The organism is Tardiphaga sp. P4_G1 (assembly GCF_056401215.1).
The window spans coordinates 195,866-213,328 of sequence record NZ_JBFUJU010000011.1; the positions used below are offsets into that span (position 1 = coordinate 195,866).

The 17,463-nt window shown below is 62.9% G+C and carries 16 protein-coding genes and 1 other RNA gene; 8 read left to right on the forward strand and 9 right to left on the reverse strand.

The features are described 5' to 3' along the window. The first annotated feature begins 211 nt into the window (after positions 1–211). The gene (locus AC1DUY_RS25060) at positions 212–1,426 is read left to right on the forward strand and encodes a DNA recombination protein RmuC (protein WP_478117856.1); all 1,215 of its coding nucleotides are present in this window, start codon (positions 212–214) and stop codon (positions 1,424–1,426) included. Positions 1,427–1,620: 194 nt separating this feature from the next. On the opposite strand, the gene AC1DUY_RS25065 is transcribed toward AC1DUY_RS25060, so the two are convergent. After that, positions 1,621–1,917: a GIY-YIG nuclease family protein gene (locus tag AC1DUY_RS25065; protein WP_478117858.1), complete on the reverse strand. Its 297-nt coding sequence runs from the start codon at positions 1,915–1,917 to the stop codon at positions 1,621–1,623. A gap of 233 nt (positions 1,918–2,150) precedes the next feature. Here AC1DUY_RS25065 and AC1DUY_RS25070 point away from each other — a divergent pair, with 233 nt between their 5' ends. Next, positions 2,151–3,518 carry an AmpG family muropeptide MFS transporter gene (locus AC1DUY_RS25070; RefSeq protein ID WP_478117860.1) on the forward strand — a complete coding sequence of 456 codons (1,368 nt, stop codon included), beginning with the start codon at positions 2,151–2,153 and terminating at the stop codon, positions 3,516–3,518. Positions 3,519–3,529: 11 nt separating this feature from the next. Here the strand turns inward: AC1DUY_RS25070 and AC1DUY_RS25075 are convergent, their stop codons facing one another. The 5 genes from AC1DUY_RS25075 to ffs form a co-directional block, all read right to left on the reverse strand. Next, positions 3,530–3,976, reverse strand: a complete 447-nt coding sequence (locus AC1DUY_RS25075; RefSeq protein WP_439073363.1) for a hypothetical protein — start codon at positions 3,974–3,976, stop codon at positions 3,530–3,532. A 16-nt stretch (positions 3,977–3,992) separates the two neighbouring features. After that, positions 3,993–4,595 carry a recombination mediator RecR gene (recR, locus tag AC1DUY_RS25080; protein WP_089262818.1) on the reverse strand — a complete coding sequence of 201 codons (603 nt, stop codon included), beginning with the start codon at positions 4,593–4,595 and terminating at the stop codon, positions 3,993–3,995. Position 4,596: 1 nt separating this feature from the next. After that, positions 4,597–4,917, reverse strand: a complete 321-nt coding sequence (locus tag AC1DUY_RS25085; protein ID WP_089262819.1) for a YbaB/EbfC family nucleoid-associated protein — start codon at positions 4,915–4,917, stop codon at positions 4,597–4,599. 21 nt (positions 4,918–4,938) lie between these two features. After that, on the reverse strand, positions 4,939–6,816 hold the full coding sequence (locus tag AC1DUY_RS25090) for a DNA polymerase III subunit gamma/tau (RefSeq protein WP_478117863.1): 1,878 nt from the start codon (positions 6,814–6,816) through the stop codon (positions 4,939–4,941). 170 nt (positions 6,817–6,986) lie between these two features. Beyond that, an RNA gene (gene ffs, locus AC1DUY_RS25095) (signal recognition particle sRNA small type) lies at positions 6,987–7,083 on the reverse strand. A gap of 180 nt (positions 7,084–7,263) precedes the next feature. On the opposite strand from ffs, the gene AC1DUY_RS25100 reads away from it, so the two are divergent. From AC1DUY_RS25100 to AC1DUY_RS25125, 6 genes are all read left to right on the forward strand, one after another. After that, positions 7,264–7,686, forward strand: a complete 423-nt coding sequence (locus tag AC1DUY_RS25100) for an HIT domain-containing protein (RefSeq protein WP_175368573.1) — start codon at positions 7,264–7,266, stop codon at positions 7,684–7,686. Between the two features lie 5 nt (positions 7,687–7,691). Beyond that, entirely contained in the window at positions 7,692–8,630 is a 939-nt protein-coding gene (gene nudC / locus AC1DUY_RS25105) for an NAD(+) diphosphatase (protein ID WP_175368572.1), read from the forward strand. Positions 8,631–8,646: 16 nt separating this feature from the next. Further along, a complete protein-coding gene (locus AC1DUY_RS25110) occupies positions 8,647–9,579 on the forward strand; it encodes a sugar kinase (RefSeq protein ID WP_439065785.1) in 933 nt (310 codons plus the stop codon). Positions 9,580–9,657: 78 nt separating this feature from the next. Then, positions 9,658–10,167, forward strand: a complete 510-nt coding sequence (locus AC1DUY_RS25115) for an Lrp/AsnC family transcriptional regulator (RefSeq protein ID WP_089262825.1) — start codon at positions 9,658–9,660, stop codon at positions 10,165–10,167. A 145-nt stretch (positions 10,168–10,312) separates the two neighbouring features. Then, on the forward strand, positions 10,313–11,350 hold the full coding sequence (locus AC1DUY_RS25120; protein WP_478117867.1) for a YeiH family protein: 1,038 nt from the start codon (positions 10,313–10,315) through the stop codon (positions 11,348–11,350). Positions 11,351–11,360: 10 nt separating this feature from the next. After that, positions 11,361–12,257: a LysR substrate-binding domain-containing protein gene (locus AC1DUY_RS25125; RefSeq protein ID WP_478117869.1), complete on the forward strand. Its 897-nt coding sequence runs from the start codon at positions 11,361–11,363 to the stop codon at positions 12,255–12,257. Positions 12,258–12,316: 59 nt separating this feature from the next. Here AC1DUY_RS25125 and AC1DUY_RS25130 read toward each other — a convergent pair whose 3' ends face one another. From AC1DUY_RS25130 to hrpB, 3 genes are all read right to left on the reverse strand, one after another. Next, positions 12,317–13,816, reverse strand: coding sequence for a phosphomannomutase/phosphoglucomutase (locus tag AC1DUY_RS25130; protein ID WP_478117871.1), 1,500 nt, complete (start codon positions 13,814–13,816; stop codon positions 12,317–12,319). Between the two features lie 144 nt (positions 13,817–13,960). Next, positions 13,961–14,479 (reverse strand): TIGR02281 family clan AA aspartic protease, encoded by a 519-nt coding sequence (locus AC1DUY_RS25135; protein WP_478117873.1) that lies wholly within the window; start codon positions 14,477–14,479, stop codon positions 13,961–13,963. A 141-nt stretch (positions 14,480–14,620) separates the two neighbouring features. Further along, a complete protein-coding gene (gene hrpB / locus AC1DUY_RS25140; RefSeq protein ID WP_478117875.1) occupies positions 14,621–17,221 on the reverse strand; it encodes an ATP-dependent helicase HrpB in 2,601 nt (866 codons plus the stop codon). Between the last annotated feature and the right edge of the window lie 242 nt (positions 17,222–17,463).

Below are 17,463 nucleotides of genomic sequence, written 5' to 3' on the forward strand. Positions count from 1 at the left end.
GCCGGTCCGGGTCAATCCGCTGGAAAAGCTGGACTTTGAAGGACGTTAACTCCCCGCTAACCATGAAAATTGAGGCGCGGTTAACCATGCTGGTTAAGGTCCGCTTAACCACATTTCTTAGGCTTGGGTTAACCAGGAAAATTCATTTTGCATTAACCATAAATGTTCCCTCTTCGTTCGCGCAACCGACCGAATCGGCTACAAGGATGGGATGAACGAGATTCTTTTCATGATCGACGACATGCCGGTCACCGCCGGCGTGGCATTGATGGGCTTCAGTGCTCTGGCGCTGGGTTTGCTGCTCACCATCGCCATCATCATCGCTCGCTCCGGTAGCCGCGGCGCCGCCATGGCCATGGCCCAGGCGATCCGCGCCGACGAACTGGAAGAACGCCTCAGCGAAGTGCTGAAAGCACAGAACGAAGCCACCGGCCGCGTCGACGCCATGGGCCAGGCCTTGGCAGGCCGTCAGGCCGACATGGCACGCGCGGTGTCCGAGCGACTGGACTCCGTGACCCATCGCGTCGGCCAATCCATGGAACAGACCACACGCAACACGATGGAAAGCCTGAGCGCGCTGCATGAGCGGCTGGGCATCATCGACAACGCCCACAAGAACCTCACTGACCTCACCTCGCAGGTGACGACGCTCCGCGACGTGCTCGCCAACAAGCAGTCGCGCGGCGCCTTCGGTCAGGCGCGGATGGAAAGTATCGTCAAGGACGGCATGCCGAGCGGCGCCTATGCGTTCCAGCACACGCTGTCGTCGGGCAAGCGGCCGGATTGCGTGATCTTCCTGCCGGACCAGCGCCCGCTGTGCATCGACGCAAAATTCCCGCTGGAAGCCGTCACGGCGCTGCATGACGCACGCAGCGACGAGGAAAAGAAATACGCGGCGCAGCGCTTGCGCGCCGACGTGATGAAGCATGTCACCGACATCGCCGAGAAGTATCTGGTTGCCGGCGAGACGCAGGATACGGCGCTGATGTTCGTGCCGTCGGAATCCGTCTATGCGGAAATCCACGACGGATTCGATGACATCATCCAGAAGGCCTATCGCGCCCGCGTCGTCTTGGTGTCGCCGTCGCTGTTGATGCTGGCGATCCAGGTGATGCAGCAGATTCTCAAAGACGCGCGGATGCGCGACGCCGCCGACCAGATCCGTACCGAGGTGCTGAATTTGGGCGACGACCTCACCCGGTTGCGCGATCGCGTGATAAAGCTGCAGACCCATTTCGGACAAGCCAATGAGGACGTCCGCCAGATACTGATTTCCGCCGACAAGATCGAAAAGCGCGCCGGCCGCATCGAGGAACTGGATTTCAGCAAGAGCGAGCCGGCGGCCGAGGTAGCCCCGGTCATCGCGAAGACCGCCGCCCCCGACATGTTCGCGCCACTGCCGCGCAAGATTCAGGCAGGGGAATAGCTCCAGAACTCCAACTGTCATCGCCCGGCCGAGCGCGCAATTGCGCGCTTGGACCGGGCGATCCAGTATCCGGCGGCGGTTGTAGTTTGCTATGAAGTATCAACGTTAAGGGCAGTGTATACTGGATCGCCCGGTCAAGCCGGGCGATAACAACTGAGAAAGTGGTGCCGAGAGGCAACTGAGTTATTGCGCCCTCACCGGCAGATGATCGGATACAGATCGTCCCAGTTCGGATTATCCTTCTCGATCAGCGCAATCTTCCATTCCCGCTTCCACTTCTTGAGCCGCTTCTCACGAAGCATCGCGTATTCGATATTGTCGAAGTGTTCGAAGTAAACGAGGCGATCCACACCATATTGCTTCGTGAATCCCTCTGCGGCTTTCGTTTTGTGTTCGTATACGCGGCGAATGAGATCGTTCGTCACGCCGATATACAGCGTCCCACCAATCTCGCTGGCGAGAATGTAGACGTAAAAGTTGTAGGCACGCATCGTCAGGACTCGCCACTGCCGTTGCACCAAACTCACTTGTCGTCACCCGGCTTGACCGGTTGACCCAGTATACACCGACCTTACGTTCGTACGACGCTGCCAAACACAACCAACGCCGGATACTGGATCGCCCGGTCCTAGCGCGCAATTGCGCGCCAGGCCAGGCGATGACAACCGAGGGGAAGGATACGAAGCCACAGGCCGCTTTCGCCCGAATCTGCTAACCCTTCCCCATGACCAGCGCGCCTGACTCGTCCGAAGCCGCCCTCGCCTTGAAGCCCCGTGCCACCTGGCGCGAGAGCATGGCGGTGTATCTGCAGCCGCGGGTGCTGATCGTGCTGCTGCTTGGCCTGTCGTCGGGTCTGCCGCTTGCATTGTCCGGTTCCACGCTGCTGGTGTGGATGCGCGAATCCGGCGTCGATCTCGGTACCATCGGGTTGTTCGCCCTCGTCGGCACGCCCTACACGCTGAAGTTCCTTTGGGCGCCGCTGGTCGACGCGCTGCATGTGCCGTTCTTCACGCGACAGTTCGGCCGCCGCCGCGGCTGGCTGGTATTTTCACAACTGCTGCTGATCGGCGCGATCCTGCTGCTGGCGCTCACCGACCCCGCCCGCTCGCCACTGTTCGTCGCCCTCGGCGCGCTACTGGTCGCAGCGATGTCGTCGACACAGGACATCGTTGTCGATGCGTTTCGTGTGGAGAGCCTGCCGGAGAGCGAACAGGCGGCCGGCATGGCGTCTTATGTCGCGGCCTATCGCATCGGCATGCTGATCTCCACCGCCGGCGTGCTGTTTCTGGTCAGCGCCTTCGAAAGCACCGGCATCGCGCGCTCCACCGCATGGATGTGGGGCTATGTGGCGATGGCTGCGATGGTGCTGATCGGCACAGTCACAGCGCTTGCGGCCACCGAGCCCGAGCAATCCGCGCAGGCCGAAGCGGCCACACGCGGCGAGAGCGCCTTCAATCGCGTGCTGCAGGCAGCGATCGGTGCGTTCTCCGAATTCCTGGCCCGCAAGGACGCCTGGCCCGCGCTGGCGTTCGTGGTGCTGTTCAAATTCACCGACGCATTTTCCGGCACCATGACGGCGCCGTTCGTGATTGATCTCGGCTTCACCCGCAACGACTATGCCGCCATCGTCAAAGGCGTCGGCCTTGCCGCCACGCTGATCGGCGGCTTCGCTGGAGGTTTTGTCGCGCGGCGCTATTCACTGGCGGCGAGCCTGTGGATCGGCGCTGTGTTACAGGCACTGTCCAATCTCGCCTTCTCATGGCTCGCCATCGTCGGCGTCAGTCAATGGGCGCTGGCACTTGCCATCTCGGTCGAGAACTTTACAAGCGCCATCGGCACGGTGATCTTCGTCGCCTACCTTTCGGCGCTGTGCAAAAACCCGCTGCACACCGCCACTCAATATGCGCTACTCACAGCGCTCGCTGCGGTGGGGCGGACCTATCTGTCAGCAGGCGCAGGTTACGTTGCGCAAGCGACGGGATGGCCGATGTTCTTCGTCATCAGCGTGGTGGTCGCGGTACCGAGCCTGATCCTGCTGATCTGGCTGCAGCGCCGCGCGCATTTCGAAATGCTGGGGCCAGTGCGGGTTTAACCGAAGCGAACTCAGTTCGGCTTCGTCACCACGCTCCATTTCGTCACCAGCGCTTCACTCATCTGCCCGGCCTGCTCGGCGCAGGTGACTTCAGCAACCTTGAGCGCAACTTCCTTGCCGACAAGCTTCTTCAGCTGCGTGGCCTGCACGTCATTGGCAACGACGATCTCGAACGTCTCAGGTCCGGTCTCAAGATTGCACAGCCCTGCAGGCGCCGGCAGCCGACGCGGCTCGCTGACCACTTGATACACATTGGTGCGCTTGCCCTTGGCATCGCGGCTGCGCATGGCGTTGAGCTGCCCGGTCAGCACATCGCCGATCTTCATCGTCTTCGGTGCCACCGGCGTCGCAGGCGCAGCCGGCGTTTCGGTCGCGCCGCTGGCGGCCGTAGCAAACAGGCCGGCCGCACAAATCGCAGCGGCCCAGGTCGGCAAAGCCTTCAAGTCATATCGTGTCATCAATGCTCTTCCAGTCTTAAAACAGCGTCCGCTGTCGCATTGCTGCCGACAGCGTGCCTTCGTCGAGATAATCGAGTTCACCACCAACCGGCACGCCATGTGCCAGCCGCGTCACCTTCACATTGGCCTCCTGCAGGAGGTCGGTGATGTAATGTGCCGTGGTCTGCCCATCAACCGTCGCATTCAGCGCCAGGATGATTTCGCTCACCTCTGAATCATGCGCACGTGACACCAGCGCGTCGATGGTCAGATCCTGCGGGCCGACGCCGTCGAGCGGCGACAGCGTTGCACCCAATACATGATATTTGCCCGTCGTCGCATGGGCGCGTTCGAGCGCCCACAAGTCCGCGACATCGGCGACCACCACGATGGTCGAGGGATCGCGGCGCGGGTCCGTGCAGATCGTGCAGGGATTCTGCGTATCGATATTGCTGCAGACCTTGCAGACCTGAATCCGGTCGATCGCCACCTGCAAGGCACCGGCCAGCGGCGTCATCAGCGCCTCGCGCTTCTTGATCAGATGCAGCGCGGCACGCCGGGCCGAGCGCGGGCCAAGACCGGGCAGCCGCGCCAGCAGTTGAATCAGGCGCTCGATTTCCGGACCGGCCGTGGATGCCATCTCAGGTAAGGCCCATCCCCGGCGGCAGACCGAGGCCGCCGGTCAGCGCCTGCATCTTCTCTTGCATCGCAGCTTCCGCCTTGCGGCGCGCATCACCGAGCGCTGTGACCAGCAGATCCTCAAGGATCTCGACTTCGTCGGCTTTAACCAGCGAGGGATCGATCTTCACGGCCTTCACTTCGGTCTTCGCGGTCATCCGCACGGACACGAGGCCACCGCCGGAGATACCTTCGACCTCGACATGGTCGAGCTCGTCCTGCATCGCCTTCATCTTCGATTGCAGCTGCGCTGCCTGTTTCATCATGCCGAGAAAATCAGCCATGAGTTTTCCTTCGCAGTTCGATTAATCGTCGTCGTTGAGACCGTCGGTCGCGTCATCGCTGATCAGGTCGCTATCGCTGCCGTTGAAGTCCGGCGGCTCAGGGGCGATGACACGAACCTCGACCTTCGCACGCGGAAACCTTGCCAGCACTTCCTTGACCCGCGGATCGGCTTCCGCCGCGCGCTGGCGTTCGTTCTTCTGCTCGAGCTGCTGATCGCGCAGCGTCGGCTGTCCCTGCTCGTTGGACACGATCACGGCCCAACGCCGGCCGGTCCACTGTTCGAGTTTCCGCGACAGATCGTTGATCAGCGTGCGCGACGCCGTGCGCTCCATCGCCAGCTCAAGCCGCCCGTCTTCGATCTTGATCAGGCGCACATCGGCTTCGAGCGCCCCGCGCACCATCAGGTCGCGTTTCTCGCCGGCCAGTGCGACGAGTTCAGGGAAGGTGGAAATCTTCAGCACCGCTGCGGGCGGTGCATCTGCCATGCCGACTTGCGGCCGCGGCGATGGTTCCGCGCCGCCGCGCTGCATGGTCGGACCACGCGACGCACTCGCTGACATCGTCGGCATGGCGGATGGCATCTGCGCTGACGGCAAAGATGCCGACGGAGCGGACGATGGCGCGGCACGGCCTCCACCATTCGTTGGGATCATCGGCGACGTCCCGCCATTCTGGTCGAGCATCCGGATCGCTTCATCCGGCGTCGGCAGATCGGCAACGTAAGCGATGCGCACCAGCACCATCTCTGCGGCGGCGGCGGGACGCGTCGCGCCCTGCACCTCGGTGATGCCCTTGAGCAGCATCTGCCACATCCGCGACAGCACCCGCATCGACAGCTTCGAGGCGAAATCGCGCGCGCGCAGACGTTCGGTCTCTCCAAACGCGACATTGTCGGCGGTTGCCGGCACGATCTTCACGCGGGTGACGAAATTGACGAATTCGGCAAGATCGCTCAGCACCACAATCGGATCAGCGCCGACGTCGTATTGTTCGCGAAATTCCTTAAATGCACTGGCGATGTCGCCGCGCGCCAGCGAATCGAACAGGTCGATGACACGGGTGCGATCGGCGAGGCCGAGCATCTGCCGCACAGCATCGGCGCGGACCGTGCCCGCGGCATGCGCAATCGCCTGATCGAACAGCGACAGTGAATCGCGCACCGAGCCTTCGGCGGCGCGGGCGATGATGCCCAGCGCTTCCGGCTCGACCTCGACATTCTCTTTGCCCGCGATGTTCGACAGATGCGACATCAGCACGTCGGCATCGACGCGGCGCAGGTCGAAGCGCTGGCAGCGCGACAGCACCGTCACTGGCACCTTGCGGATTTCGGTGGTGGCGAACACGAACTTGGCGTGTTCCGGCGGCTCTTCCAGCGTCTTCAGGAACGCGTTGAAGGCGGCGGTCGACAGCATGTGGACTTCATCGATGATGTAGACCTTGTAGCGCGCGCTGGACGGCGCATAGCGCACGCTGTCATTGATCTGGCGGACATCGTCGACGCCGGTATGGCTCGCGGCGTCCATCTCGAGAATGTCGATATGCCGGCTTTCCATGATCGCCTGGCAGTGAATGCCCGGCGTTGGCATATGGATGGTCGGCCCTTTGACCGAGCCATCCGCCAATTCATAATTCAGTGCGCGCGCGAGAATGCGCGCCGTCGTGGTCTTGCCGACACCGCGGACGCCAGTAAGGATCCAGGCCTGCGGAATGCGGCCGGTTTCGAACGCATTGGAGACGGTGCGGACCAGCGCTTCCTGACCGATCAGATCGTCGAAACTGCCGGGGCGGTATTTACGCGCGAGCACGCGATAGGGCGTGGCGGCAGCAGGCGCCGGGGCAACGCCCATATCGAAACCGCTCTGGTGATCATCGGGAGGGGACGTGCCAGCGTCGGTCATCGAGGAATCCGCAATGTGTTGTCTCGTAAAGCCGGCTTGCGGAACATCTGGCGCATCATAGGCGGAACGGGACACAGGTTCCGGCCTTCGATGCTGCCTCACTCATCGAACAAGGCGCCCACCGAGCTAACGACCCATGTGCAGGACGCTGAATTTGCTCGATAAAACAAGTAGGAGACTGACGAGCGACCCGATCCGGATCTCGTTAGGGCTGCTTCCTTCCGGACCTGACCCGATTGGCGAGTGGCTCGTCCACCGCCAATCTCCCGGTGCTTATTTGGGGCCAAAATGGTCGGAAAGCAAGCGCGGCGCGTGTCGCAAGTCCGCCGCAAGTTTTGCGCAGGAAAGTCGCAAGAAAACGTGGTCCAGACGCGCAAAACCGGCCATGACGGGAGTTGTCTGCGCAGCCGCTTCCTGCGACGCTGTGCGCCTTAATCGAGAGTCAGAATGGCCGCTCCCTCCTCCTGGTCGCTGCACGAGCAGCTGCAACAAGACACCATCGACATCGGCGACCTCCCCCTCAGCCGCGTGCTGGTGGTGAAGGACGCGCACTACCCCTGGCTGATGCTGGTGCCGCGCCGCGCCGACACGACCGAGATCATCGATCTCGACGAGGTCGCGCAGGGCCAGTTGATGACCGAGATCAACCGCGTCGGCCGGGCGCTCAAAGAAACCACCAAATGCGACAAGCTCAATGTCGCGGCGCTCGGCAACATGGTGCCGCAGTTGCACGTCCATATCATCGCGCGCCGCAAGACCGATGCCGCCTGGCCGCGGCCGATCTGGGGCGTAATGCCGCCGCTCGCCCATGACGCGGCAGAAGTGCAGCGCTTCATCTCAGAACTCCGCCGCAAGATCTGGCTCGGTTGACCATCATGACAAGCAAGCTGTTTCCGCTCGGCCATCCGGCCTTCGTCTCCAACACGCTCGACCGCGCCGCGCATCTGCGCTTCAGCGACGAGAAACTGTTCGCGCTGGAGGGCAAAAGCTCCTCGCGCGCTTATGTGATCTACCGCGACTCGCTGGTCATGAAGAAGGATGGCGATGCCCAGCGCGCGCTGCTGACCATCGACGAGGCGCTGAAATTCGGCGCCAATCCTGGCACTGTCTTTCTGGGCCTACGTGATGGCGATGCGGTGTTCGGCATGGGCATCGGCGCACCCGCCGTCGAAAAGCTGTTGACCCGCGACGATGTCGTCGTCAGCGAACTCCGCGGCATGGCCATGCAGGGCATGGTGCCGCCGGAACAACTCTCGGCGGTTGCACAGGCCAAGTCGCTCGTCTCCTGGCATCAGCGCCACGGGTTTTGCGCCAATTGCGGCGCCAAGTCCTCAATGGCCGAAGGCGGCTGGAAGCGCGTTTGCCCGAGCTGCAAGACCGAGCATTTCCCGCGTACCGATCCTGTCGTCATCATGCTGGTGGAGAAGGGCGACAAATGCCTGCTCGGCCGCCAGAAGCAGTTCGCGCCGGGCATGTATTCGTGCCTCGCCGGCTTCGTCGAAGCGGCCGAGACCATCGAGGACGCGGTGAAGCGCGAGATCTTCGAGGAAGCCGGCATTCGCTGCACCGACGTCACCTATTACATGACGCAGCCCTGGCCCTACCCGTCATCCCTGATGATCGGCTGTTCGGCGCGCGCCATCAGCGACGAGATTACCGTCGACAAAATGGAACTTGAGGACGCCCGGTGGTTTGACCGTGACGAGGCGATGCTGATGTGGAAACGCGAACACCCGGACGGGCTCGCGGGGCCGCACCCATTCGCCATCGCGCATCATCTGCTCGGTCGCTGGCTGCATCCCGACCAAGCCTGACCACGGGGAATCCTTCATGAGTGCCAAGCCTGTCCACGTATTGTGTATCGGCCTGCCGGTTCGCGACCTGACCTTTGCCGTCGAAGCCGTCCCGGGGCGTGGCCAGAAATTCCCCTCCCAACGTTTCGCCCAGATCATCGGCGGCAATGCGCTCAATGCCGCCATTGGCGTCAGCCGGCTGGGCGGCCGGGCGTCGATGACCGGCCCGATGGGCGACAAGAACGAGACCGCCGATCAGTTTGTGTTCGACGATCTTGCCAAGGAAGGCATCGACTCTGCGCATCTGGTGCATATGCCGGGCCTCGTGACGCCGATCTCGGCCGTCATGATCGACCCTTCGGGCGAGCGCACCATCGTCACCTTCCGCGATCCCGAACTCTGGAAGGTAAAGCTGCCCGACCACGACCTGCTGCTGCAGGACTGCAACGCCATTCTGGTTGAGAGCCGCTGTGCCGGCTTCGCCACCGAGTTGTGCATCGAGGCACGTCATCGCGGCATTCCCGTCGTCGTCGACATCGACAGCACGCTGTCGCAGCGCGAGGGCCTGCTGACCGCTTCCTCGCACCTGATCTTCTCGGACGATGCGCTGCAATCGACCGCCGGCATCACCGACAATCTCAAGGCGCTGCAGAAGATGGCGACGCTGACCTCGTCCTTCCTTGCCGTCACCCGCGGCCCGCGCGGTACCCTGTGGCTCGACGAGCACGGACATCCCAAGGAAACCCCGGCCTTCCCCGTTCACACCGTGGACACCCTCGGCGCCGGCGACATTTTCCATGGCGCCTTCGCGCTGGAATTCGCGGGCGGCAAGTCGGTACCGGAGGCGCTGCGCTTCGCCTCCGCCGCCGCGGCCCTGAAATGCACCCGCTATGGCGGTGCTTTCGCCTGCCCGCAACGTGCTGAAGTCGAACAGCTTTTGAGGGAATCCCGGGTCGGCGCCCTTAGCTGAGGCGGTACAGGGCTTGCCTTGGAAGAATGTTCTATATATGAGGTTACTCGACCCCATAATTAGAACAAAGTTCTTCCCATGACCGATGTCGCCGACCAGCCCCTTGAATCCACCCGCCGCCTCGATGCGATCGATCGCAAGATCCTGACCGTCCTGCAGGAAGACGCCTCGCTGTCGGTGGCCGAGATCGGCGACCGCGTGGGGCTTTCGTCGACACCGTGCTGGAAGCGCATCCAGCGCCTCGAAGCCGATGGCGTAATCCTCCGCCGGGTGGCGCTGGTCGATCAAAACAAGATTGGCCTGGGTATCTCGGTGTTTGTCTCGGTGGAGAGCGGCGACCATTCCGACGCCTGGCTGAAGAAATTCGCCGATGCCGTCAGCGCCATGCCCGAAGTCATGGAATTCTACCGGATGGCCGGCGACGTCGACTACATGCTGCGCGTGGTCGTGGCCGACATGCAGAGCTACGACATCTTCTACAAGAAGCTGATCAGTGCCGTGGCCTTGAAGAACGTCACCTCCCGCTTCGCCATGGAGAAGATCAAGTCGGTCACGGCACTGCCGGTGCCACCGATGCCGGCTGCTTGAGAAATACCGCGCTGTCGTCGCCCTGTCGGACCGGGCGACGACGCCGAAACAGATCAATCATATACTTCGATTGAATCAACAATAATGATCAATTAGATTTATTGATCAAACGGCATGAGGATGTGGCCAAACCGGAGTTTGGCCCATGACCGTTCTTGCCCAAGATGCGAACCGCACCAGCCCGCTTGCTGCTCGCAACCTCCCGCTTCTTCCCGGATTGGCGCTCACCGGCGCCATCGCCGGCACTGCACTCGCCTTGCGTGAAATCCCCTATATCGGCCTCGCCAGTCCGATGATCCTGGCCATCGGCATCGGTATCGCGATCCAGAACACATCCGGCGCGCCGGCTGCGGCCAAAGCCGGCATCAGTTTCTCCATGCGCAGCATCCTGCGCTTCGCCATCATCCTGCTCGGCCTGCAACTCACCGCGGCGCAATTGCTGGAGGTTGGCGGCATCGGCTTCGCGGTGATCGCGGCGACGCTCGTTGCAACCTTCATCTTCACCACATGGCTTGGCCGCGCGATGGGTATCGACCGCAGACTGGTCGAACTGATCGCCGCCGGCACATCGATTTGCGGAGCGTCCGCCGTGATCGCAACCAACACCGTGACCCGCGCGCCCGATGAGGATGTCGCCTACGCGGTCGCCTGCGTCACCATCTTTGGCTCGATCGCCATGTTCGTCTATCCGCTACTCGGTAGCGTGCTGGAGCTCGACCCACATCATTTCGGGCTTTGGGCTGGCGCATCGATCCACGAGATCGCGCAGGTGGTCGCGGCCGCCTTCCAGCAGAGCCGTGAGGCCGGCGAATTCGGCACCGTCGCGAAACTCGCGCGCGTGATGATGCTGGCACCGGTGGTGATCGCACTTGGCCTGCTGGCGACACGGCGCGCACGTGCCATGGGCGCGGAATCCGGCAGCACCAAGGTGCCGATGCCGTGGTTCGCCTTCGGCTTCGTGGCGATGGTGATCCTGAATAGCCTCGTTGACGTGCCGCATGCAGCTATGAGCCTGATCATTCCGATTACGACCTTCCTGCTGACCATGGCGCTCGCCGCAATGGGGCTGGAAACCAATATCCAGAAGCTGCGCGCCAAGGGCCTGCGCCCGCTGCTGCTCGGCGCCGCAGCCTTCCTGTTCATTGCCGGCTTCAGCCTCATGCTGGTGAAACTGACTACATGATGGAGATGCCATGACGCTCGAACAGCTCCGGATCTTCGTCGCCGTCGCCGAACACGAGCACATGACGCGGGCTGCCGAGAGTCTGCATCTTACCCAATCTGCCACCAGCGCCGCCATTGCGGCGCTGGAAGCGCGCTATGCGACGCAGCTGTTTCACCGCGTCGGCCGCCGCATCGAATTGACCGAGATTGGCCGCGCCTTTCTGATCGAAGCCCGGGCCGTGCTGGCACGCGCTGCCGCCGCGACGACCGTCCTCACCGATATGGCCGGCATGACGCGCGGCTCCCTTGCGCTGGCCGCGAGCCAGACCGTCGGCAACTACTTTCTGCCGCCTGTCATGGCGCACTATCGCCAGCGCTTCCCCGGCATCGACCTCAGCCTCCGCATCGGAAATACCGAACAGGTGGCCGATTGGGTGCGCGACGGCGAAGTCGATCTCGGCATCGTTGAAGGCGCGGTTGACCATCCGGCACTCGCGACCCAGCCCGTGGGCGACGACGAACTTGTGCTGGTGGTCGGCCGATCGCATCCATGGGCGAAGCAACACACCGTCGTGCCGGGTCAGTTCGCCGAGACGAACTGGGTGCTGCGTGAAGCCGGTTCCGGCACGCGCGCCATTGCGCAATCGGTACTGGACCAATCAGGAATCGCGCCCGATGACATCCGTATCGCCATGGAGCTGCCGTCGAACGAAGCCGTCTGCGCGGCCGTCGTGGCCGGCGCTGGTGCGAGCATTATGTCCCGGCTGGTCGCCACCGCCCTGATCGGCAACGGTGATCTCATCGCCATCAAAGCCTCGCTGCCGACACGGCGCTTCGTCCAGCTGCGCCACAAGGAGCGCTATGTGACGCAAGCGGCAAGGGAGATGTCGGAGATGATTGCGGCGGATCAGGCAGCCAGAACGTAACTCGCACGATTTTCCACCAACTGTCGTCGCCCGGCTTGGCCGGGCGACGACAGCAGAAATCAAATCGTCTGGTTATACGCGCCGACTTCCGGATGCGTCCGCAGCACCACATTCATGGCTTCGAACATGTCGTGCATACGCGCTTCGGAGACCGGGCTTTCGACCACGACCACCAGTTCCGGCTTGTTCGATGATGCGCGCACCAGACCCCAGCTGCCGTCCTCACAGGTGACGCGCACGCCGTTGACCGTGACGAGATCGCGGATCGATTGTCCGGCGACCTTGGCGCCCTTCTTCTGCGCATCCTCGAAATGCTTCACCACCGCAGCGACGACGCCGTATTTGGTCTCGTCGGCACAATGCGGCGACATGGTCGGCGACGACCAGGTCTTCGGCAGCGCGTCCTTGAGATCGGCCATGGTCTTGCCGGGCGCGCGGTCCATCATTTCGCAGATCGCAATCGCCGAGACGAGGCCGTCGTCATAGCCGCGCCCCACCGGCGCATTGAAGAAGAAGTGACCGGACTTCTCGAAGCCAGCGAGCGCCTTCAGCTCATTGGTGCGGCGCTTCATGTAGGAGTGGCCGGTCTTCCAATAGGTCGTCTTGGCATTCTGCTTCTGCAGCACCGGATCCGTCACGAACAGACCAGTCGATTTCACGTCGACCACGAAAGTCGCATCCTTGTGAACCGCGGACATATCGCGGGCGAGCATCACGCCGACCTTGTCGGCAAAGATTTCCTCGCCGGTGTTGTCGACGACGCCGCAGCGATCGCCATCACCGTCGAAACCAAGACCGACATCGGCCTTGTGTTCGAGCACCGCATCGCGGATCGCGTGCAGCATCTCCATGTCTTCCGGGTTCGGATTGTATTTCGGGAAGGTGTGATCGAGCTCGGTATCGAGCGGAATCACCTCGCAGCCGATCGCTTCCATCACCTGCGGTGCGAAAGCGCCGGCAGTGCCGTTCCCGCAGGCCACGACAACCTTCAGCTTGCGCTTCAGCTTCGGACGATTGGTGAGATCGGCGATATAGCGCGCCGGATAGTTTTCGTGGAATTGATAGGAGCCGCCAGCCTTGTTCTTGAACTCGGCATTGAGCACGATTTCCTTCAGCCGGGTCATCTCGTCCGGACCGAAGGTCAGTGGCTTGCTGGCGCCCATCTTCACGCCGGTCCAGCCATTGTCGTTGTGCGAGGCCGTCACCATGGCGACACAGGGCACATCGAGATCGAACTGCGCGAAATAGGCCATCGGCGTTACCGCGAGGCCAATATCATGGACCTTGCAGCCGGCGGCCATCAGGCCCGTCATCAGCGCATATTTGATCGAGGCGGAGTAGCCGCGGAAATCGTGTCCGGTGACGATTTCCTGTTTCTGGCCGAGTTCTGCAATCAGCGCACCGAGCCCCATGCCCAGCGCCTGAATGCCCATCAGGTTGATTTCCTTGCCGAACAGCCAGCGCGCGTCATATTCGCGAAAACCCGTGGCCTTTACCATCGGCTCGGATTCGTAGGCGTAGGTATTCGGCACGAGCAAGGGCTTCGGCTTCGGAAACATCGCAGGACCTCGCATCAATTGGGATCAATCTTGAATGCGCAGGCTTAGCCTTTGCGCACGCCTGTGGGAAGGCGCACGGGCATTCAAGAATGCGAGTTTGTTTAGAATTGGGCTGCGGCGTGAATGCGTGGGGGATATGAGGTACTACTGTTCGAGTACCATCCGGCCATTTGCATATTCGAAGCGTTTCAACTTCGAGAGAAACGACAGGCCGAGCAGATTCTCGGACAGTGCCTCATCGGGCAGCACCATCGCATCGACATCACGCACGGTCAGCTCACCGACCTGCACGACAGCGATTCGCGTGCGCGCAGCCTTCAGCGTTCCGTTCGCCGTTGTCACCGTGGCGTTATAATCGGCACGCGACGGACGCAAACCAAATCGTGCCGCCGACTTTTCATTCAATGCGATGACGGACGCGCCAGTATCGACCATGAAGCCGATGCGCTGGCCCTCGATGCTCCCCTCAGTCTGGAAGTGACCGCGCGCATCGCGCGCAATCGATAGGCTGCGGACACCGGCCTTTGCATTGCCCTGTGTGGTGGGTTCGGGGGATGACGCCTTCGCCATGGCCGGCGTCGTCGCCGTCATCTTGTCGGCCATCTGCGCCATCACGGTGCCCAGACCGATCAGGATCGCCGCGAAGAACATGATACTACGCATACGCAACCTCACTGAACGCAATCAGGGGAACCGCGAGTTCATCACACGGGCTCACCACCGTCCGTTCAGGACGGTCTCACAGACTGCTATTTTCGCGAAAAGGATGAGCGAAGCGTTAATGAGCAGCACTTTGCCTGATGATCACGTCCCGCGCGGCTTCACGCGGCGCGTCGGCAGCGCATTGGCGGGATCTTCCGGCCAGGGATGGCGCGGATAGCGGCCGCGCAGGTCAGAGCGCACGTCGAGGTAGCTGCCCCGCCAGAAGCCCGGCAGATCGCGCGTCACCTGCACCGGGCGCTGCGCCGGCGACAGCAATTCCAGCACCAGCGGCACCTTGCCCTTGGCGACCGAGGGATGGGTGTTCAGCCCGAACAATTCCTGCAGACGGACGGCAATGGTCGGCCCCTGCTCGGCTTCATAATCAATCGCCAGTACCGTCCCCGTCGGCGCCTCGAAATGCGTCGGCGCTTCCTTGTCGAGCCGCGCCCGCAGATCCCAGGGCAACAAGCCCATCACGGCGTCGGACAGATCGCCGGCCGAGAAATCCTTCAGCGAGATCTTGTCGAACAGCGCCGGCATCAGCCAGCTCTCGCGCGTCGCGGCGAGCGCAGTGTCGGACAGATCGGGCCACGCGTCGCCTTCCGACGCGCGCAAGAACATCACGCGCCCCCGCCACTGCTGCAGCGCCTTCGACCATGGCAAGCGGTCGATGCCCGCGGCAACCAGACCGTCGGCGAAAACGCGCGCGGTGTCTTCAGACGGTTTCAGCGTGAACGGCGCTTCCGACAACGTAATCGCATGCAGCACACGCTTGCGGCGCCCACGCAGCGACATCGACGCCCGATCGAAACTGACATCGTCGGTATTCTCGATCTGATCGGCGAAACGCGCCTCGATATCGGCCTGCGTGATCGGTGCCGCCAGCAGGATGCGGCCATTGGCGGCGGTGCCGGTGAGCTCGGCCACGGCGATATATGGCGCGCGCGCCAGGGCGGCACTTTGTTCGATCGACGCGCCCCGGCCATTAGCCAGCACGAAACTGCCATTCCCGCGGTTCTTGGCCACGCGATCCGGGAATGCAAAGCCGAGCATGGTGCCGGTGGTCAGCGTATCCGAGGTTGGGCTGCGGCGGTCGAGCCCCCTTCCCCCTTGCGGGGAAGGGTCGGGGATGGGGGTGCCCCACGCTCCGACCTCACTTGTGGACCCCCCTCCCCGCCCCTCCCCCGCAAGGGGGGAGGGAGCAGAAGCGCCCCGCTCGTTGCCTTCGACCTGCCCCGCCCAGCGCTCTGCGAGCTGCCGGGCGCTACCGGCGCGCTGCGAACGATCACGGCGGAACAGATCGAGTCTGACATCGAGATCGACGCTGTCGCCACCAAGCCCGCGCTCGGTAAGGATGGCAGCGATCTCGGCAGCCTCCTCGCCATAGCCGAAGCGCGCCGAATCCACGATCATGCGCGCCAGCCGCGGCGGCAGCGCCAGCGCGCGCAGCGCATGGCCTTCCTCGGTAATACGGCCGTCACCATCCAGCGCGCCGAGTTCGCCGAGCAGGCCGCGTGCTTCCTTCAGCGCCGGCGCCGGCGGCGGATCAAGGAAGGTCAGTTGCGCGGGATTGCTGACGCCCCATTGCGCGAGATCGAGCACCAGCGTGGACAGATCCGCGCTGAGAATTTCCGGCTGTGTGTAAGCCGGCAATGAGGCGGTCTGCGGCTCGTCCCAGAGCCGATAACAGATGCCGGGCTCGGTACGACCGGCGCGGCCGCGGCGCTGATCGACCGCAGCGCGCGAGGCCCGCACGGTCTCCAGCCGCGTCAGTCCGATGTCCGGCTCATAGCGCGGCACGCGCGCGACGCCGGAATCCACCACGATGCGCACGCCTTCGATGGTCAGCGAGGTCTCGGCAATCGAGGTCGCCAGCACCACCTTGCGCTGCCCCTTGGGCGCGGGCTGGATGGCACGGTCCTGCACGCCGGCATCGAGTGCACCGAATAAAGGGACGATCTCGATGGATGCATCCTGTACGCGCTCGGCGAGAAAATTCTGCGTGCGGCGGATCTCTGCAGCGCCCGGCAGGAACGCCAACACCGAGCCGGGATCGGCACGCAAGGCGGTCGCGATGGCGTCGGCCATCTGCCGCTCGAGCTGGATATCTGGCTTGCGGCCGAGATAGCGTGTCTCCACGGGATAAGCGCGCCCCTCGCTGGCGATGACCGGCGCGTCGCCAAGCAGCTTCGCGATGCGCGCGCCGTCGATGGTCGCCGACATCACCAGGATACGCAGATCCTCGCGCAATCCGGTCTGCGCATCGCGCGCCAGCGCGAGGCCCATATCGGCATCGAGCGAGCGCTCGTGAAATTCGTCGAACAGCACGGCGCCGATATTCCTCAGCTCGGGATCATCGAGGATCTGCCGCGAGAAAATCCCTTCGGTGACCACTTCGATCCGGGTGTTGCGCGAGATCTTGGAGCCGAAGCGGACGCGATAGCCGACGGTCTCGCCGACGCGCTCGCCCAGCGTTTTCGCCATCCGCTCGGCGCTGGCGCGGGCTGCAATGCGCCGCGGCTCCAGCATGATGATCTTCCTGCCCTTCAGCCACGGCGCATCGAGTAGCGCCAGCGGCACGCGCGTGGTCTTGCCGGCGCCCGGCGGCGCCACCAGTACCGCGGCGTTGCCGGCCTCCAGCGCGCCTGACAGGTCGTCGAGCACAGCATCGATGGGCAGGGATGCATCGAAGGTTCGGGTCAAATCGTCATCTTCGCGATGTTCTCGGGGGACATACCAATCTCAGGTGTCATACGCGGGCTTGACCCGCGTATCCATCTTGCTTCGCGAGAAGATGGATCGCCGGGTCAGGCCCGGCGATGACAGTGGAGAGGACGTTGCGTCCCATTCCCCCACTCCTTAACGCGCGTTAACCACCCCGCCAAACTCGCCCTGCCGCGACCATTTGCGGGGCATATTTGGGGTTCAGAGAAAGGCAATTGAAA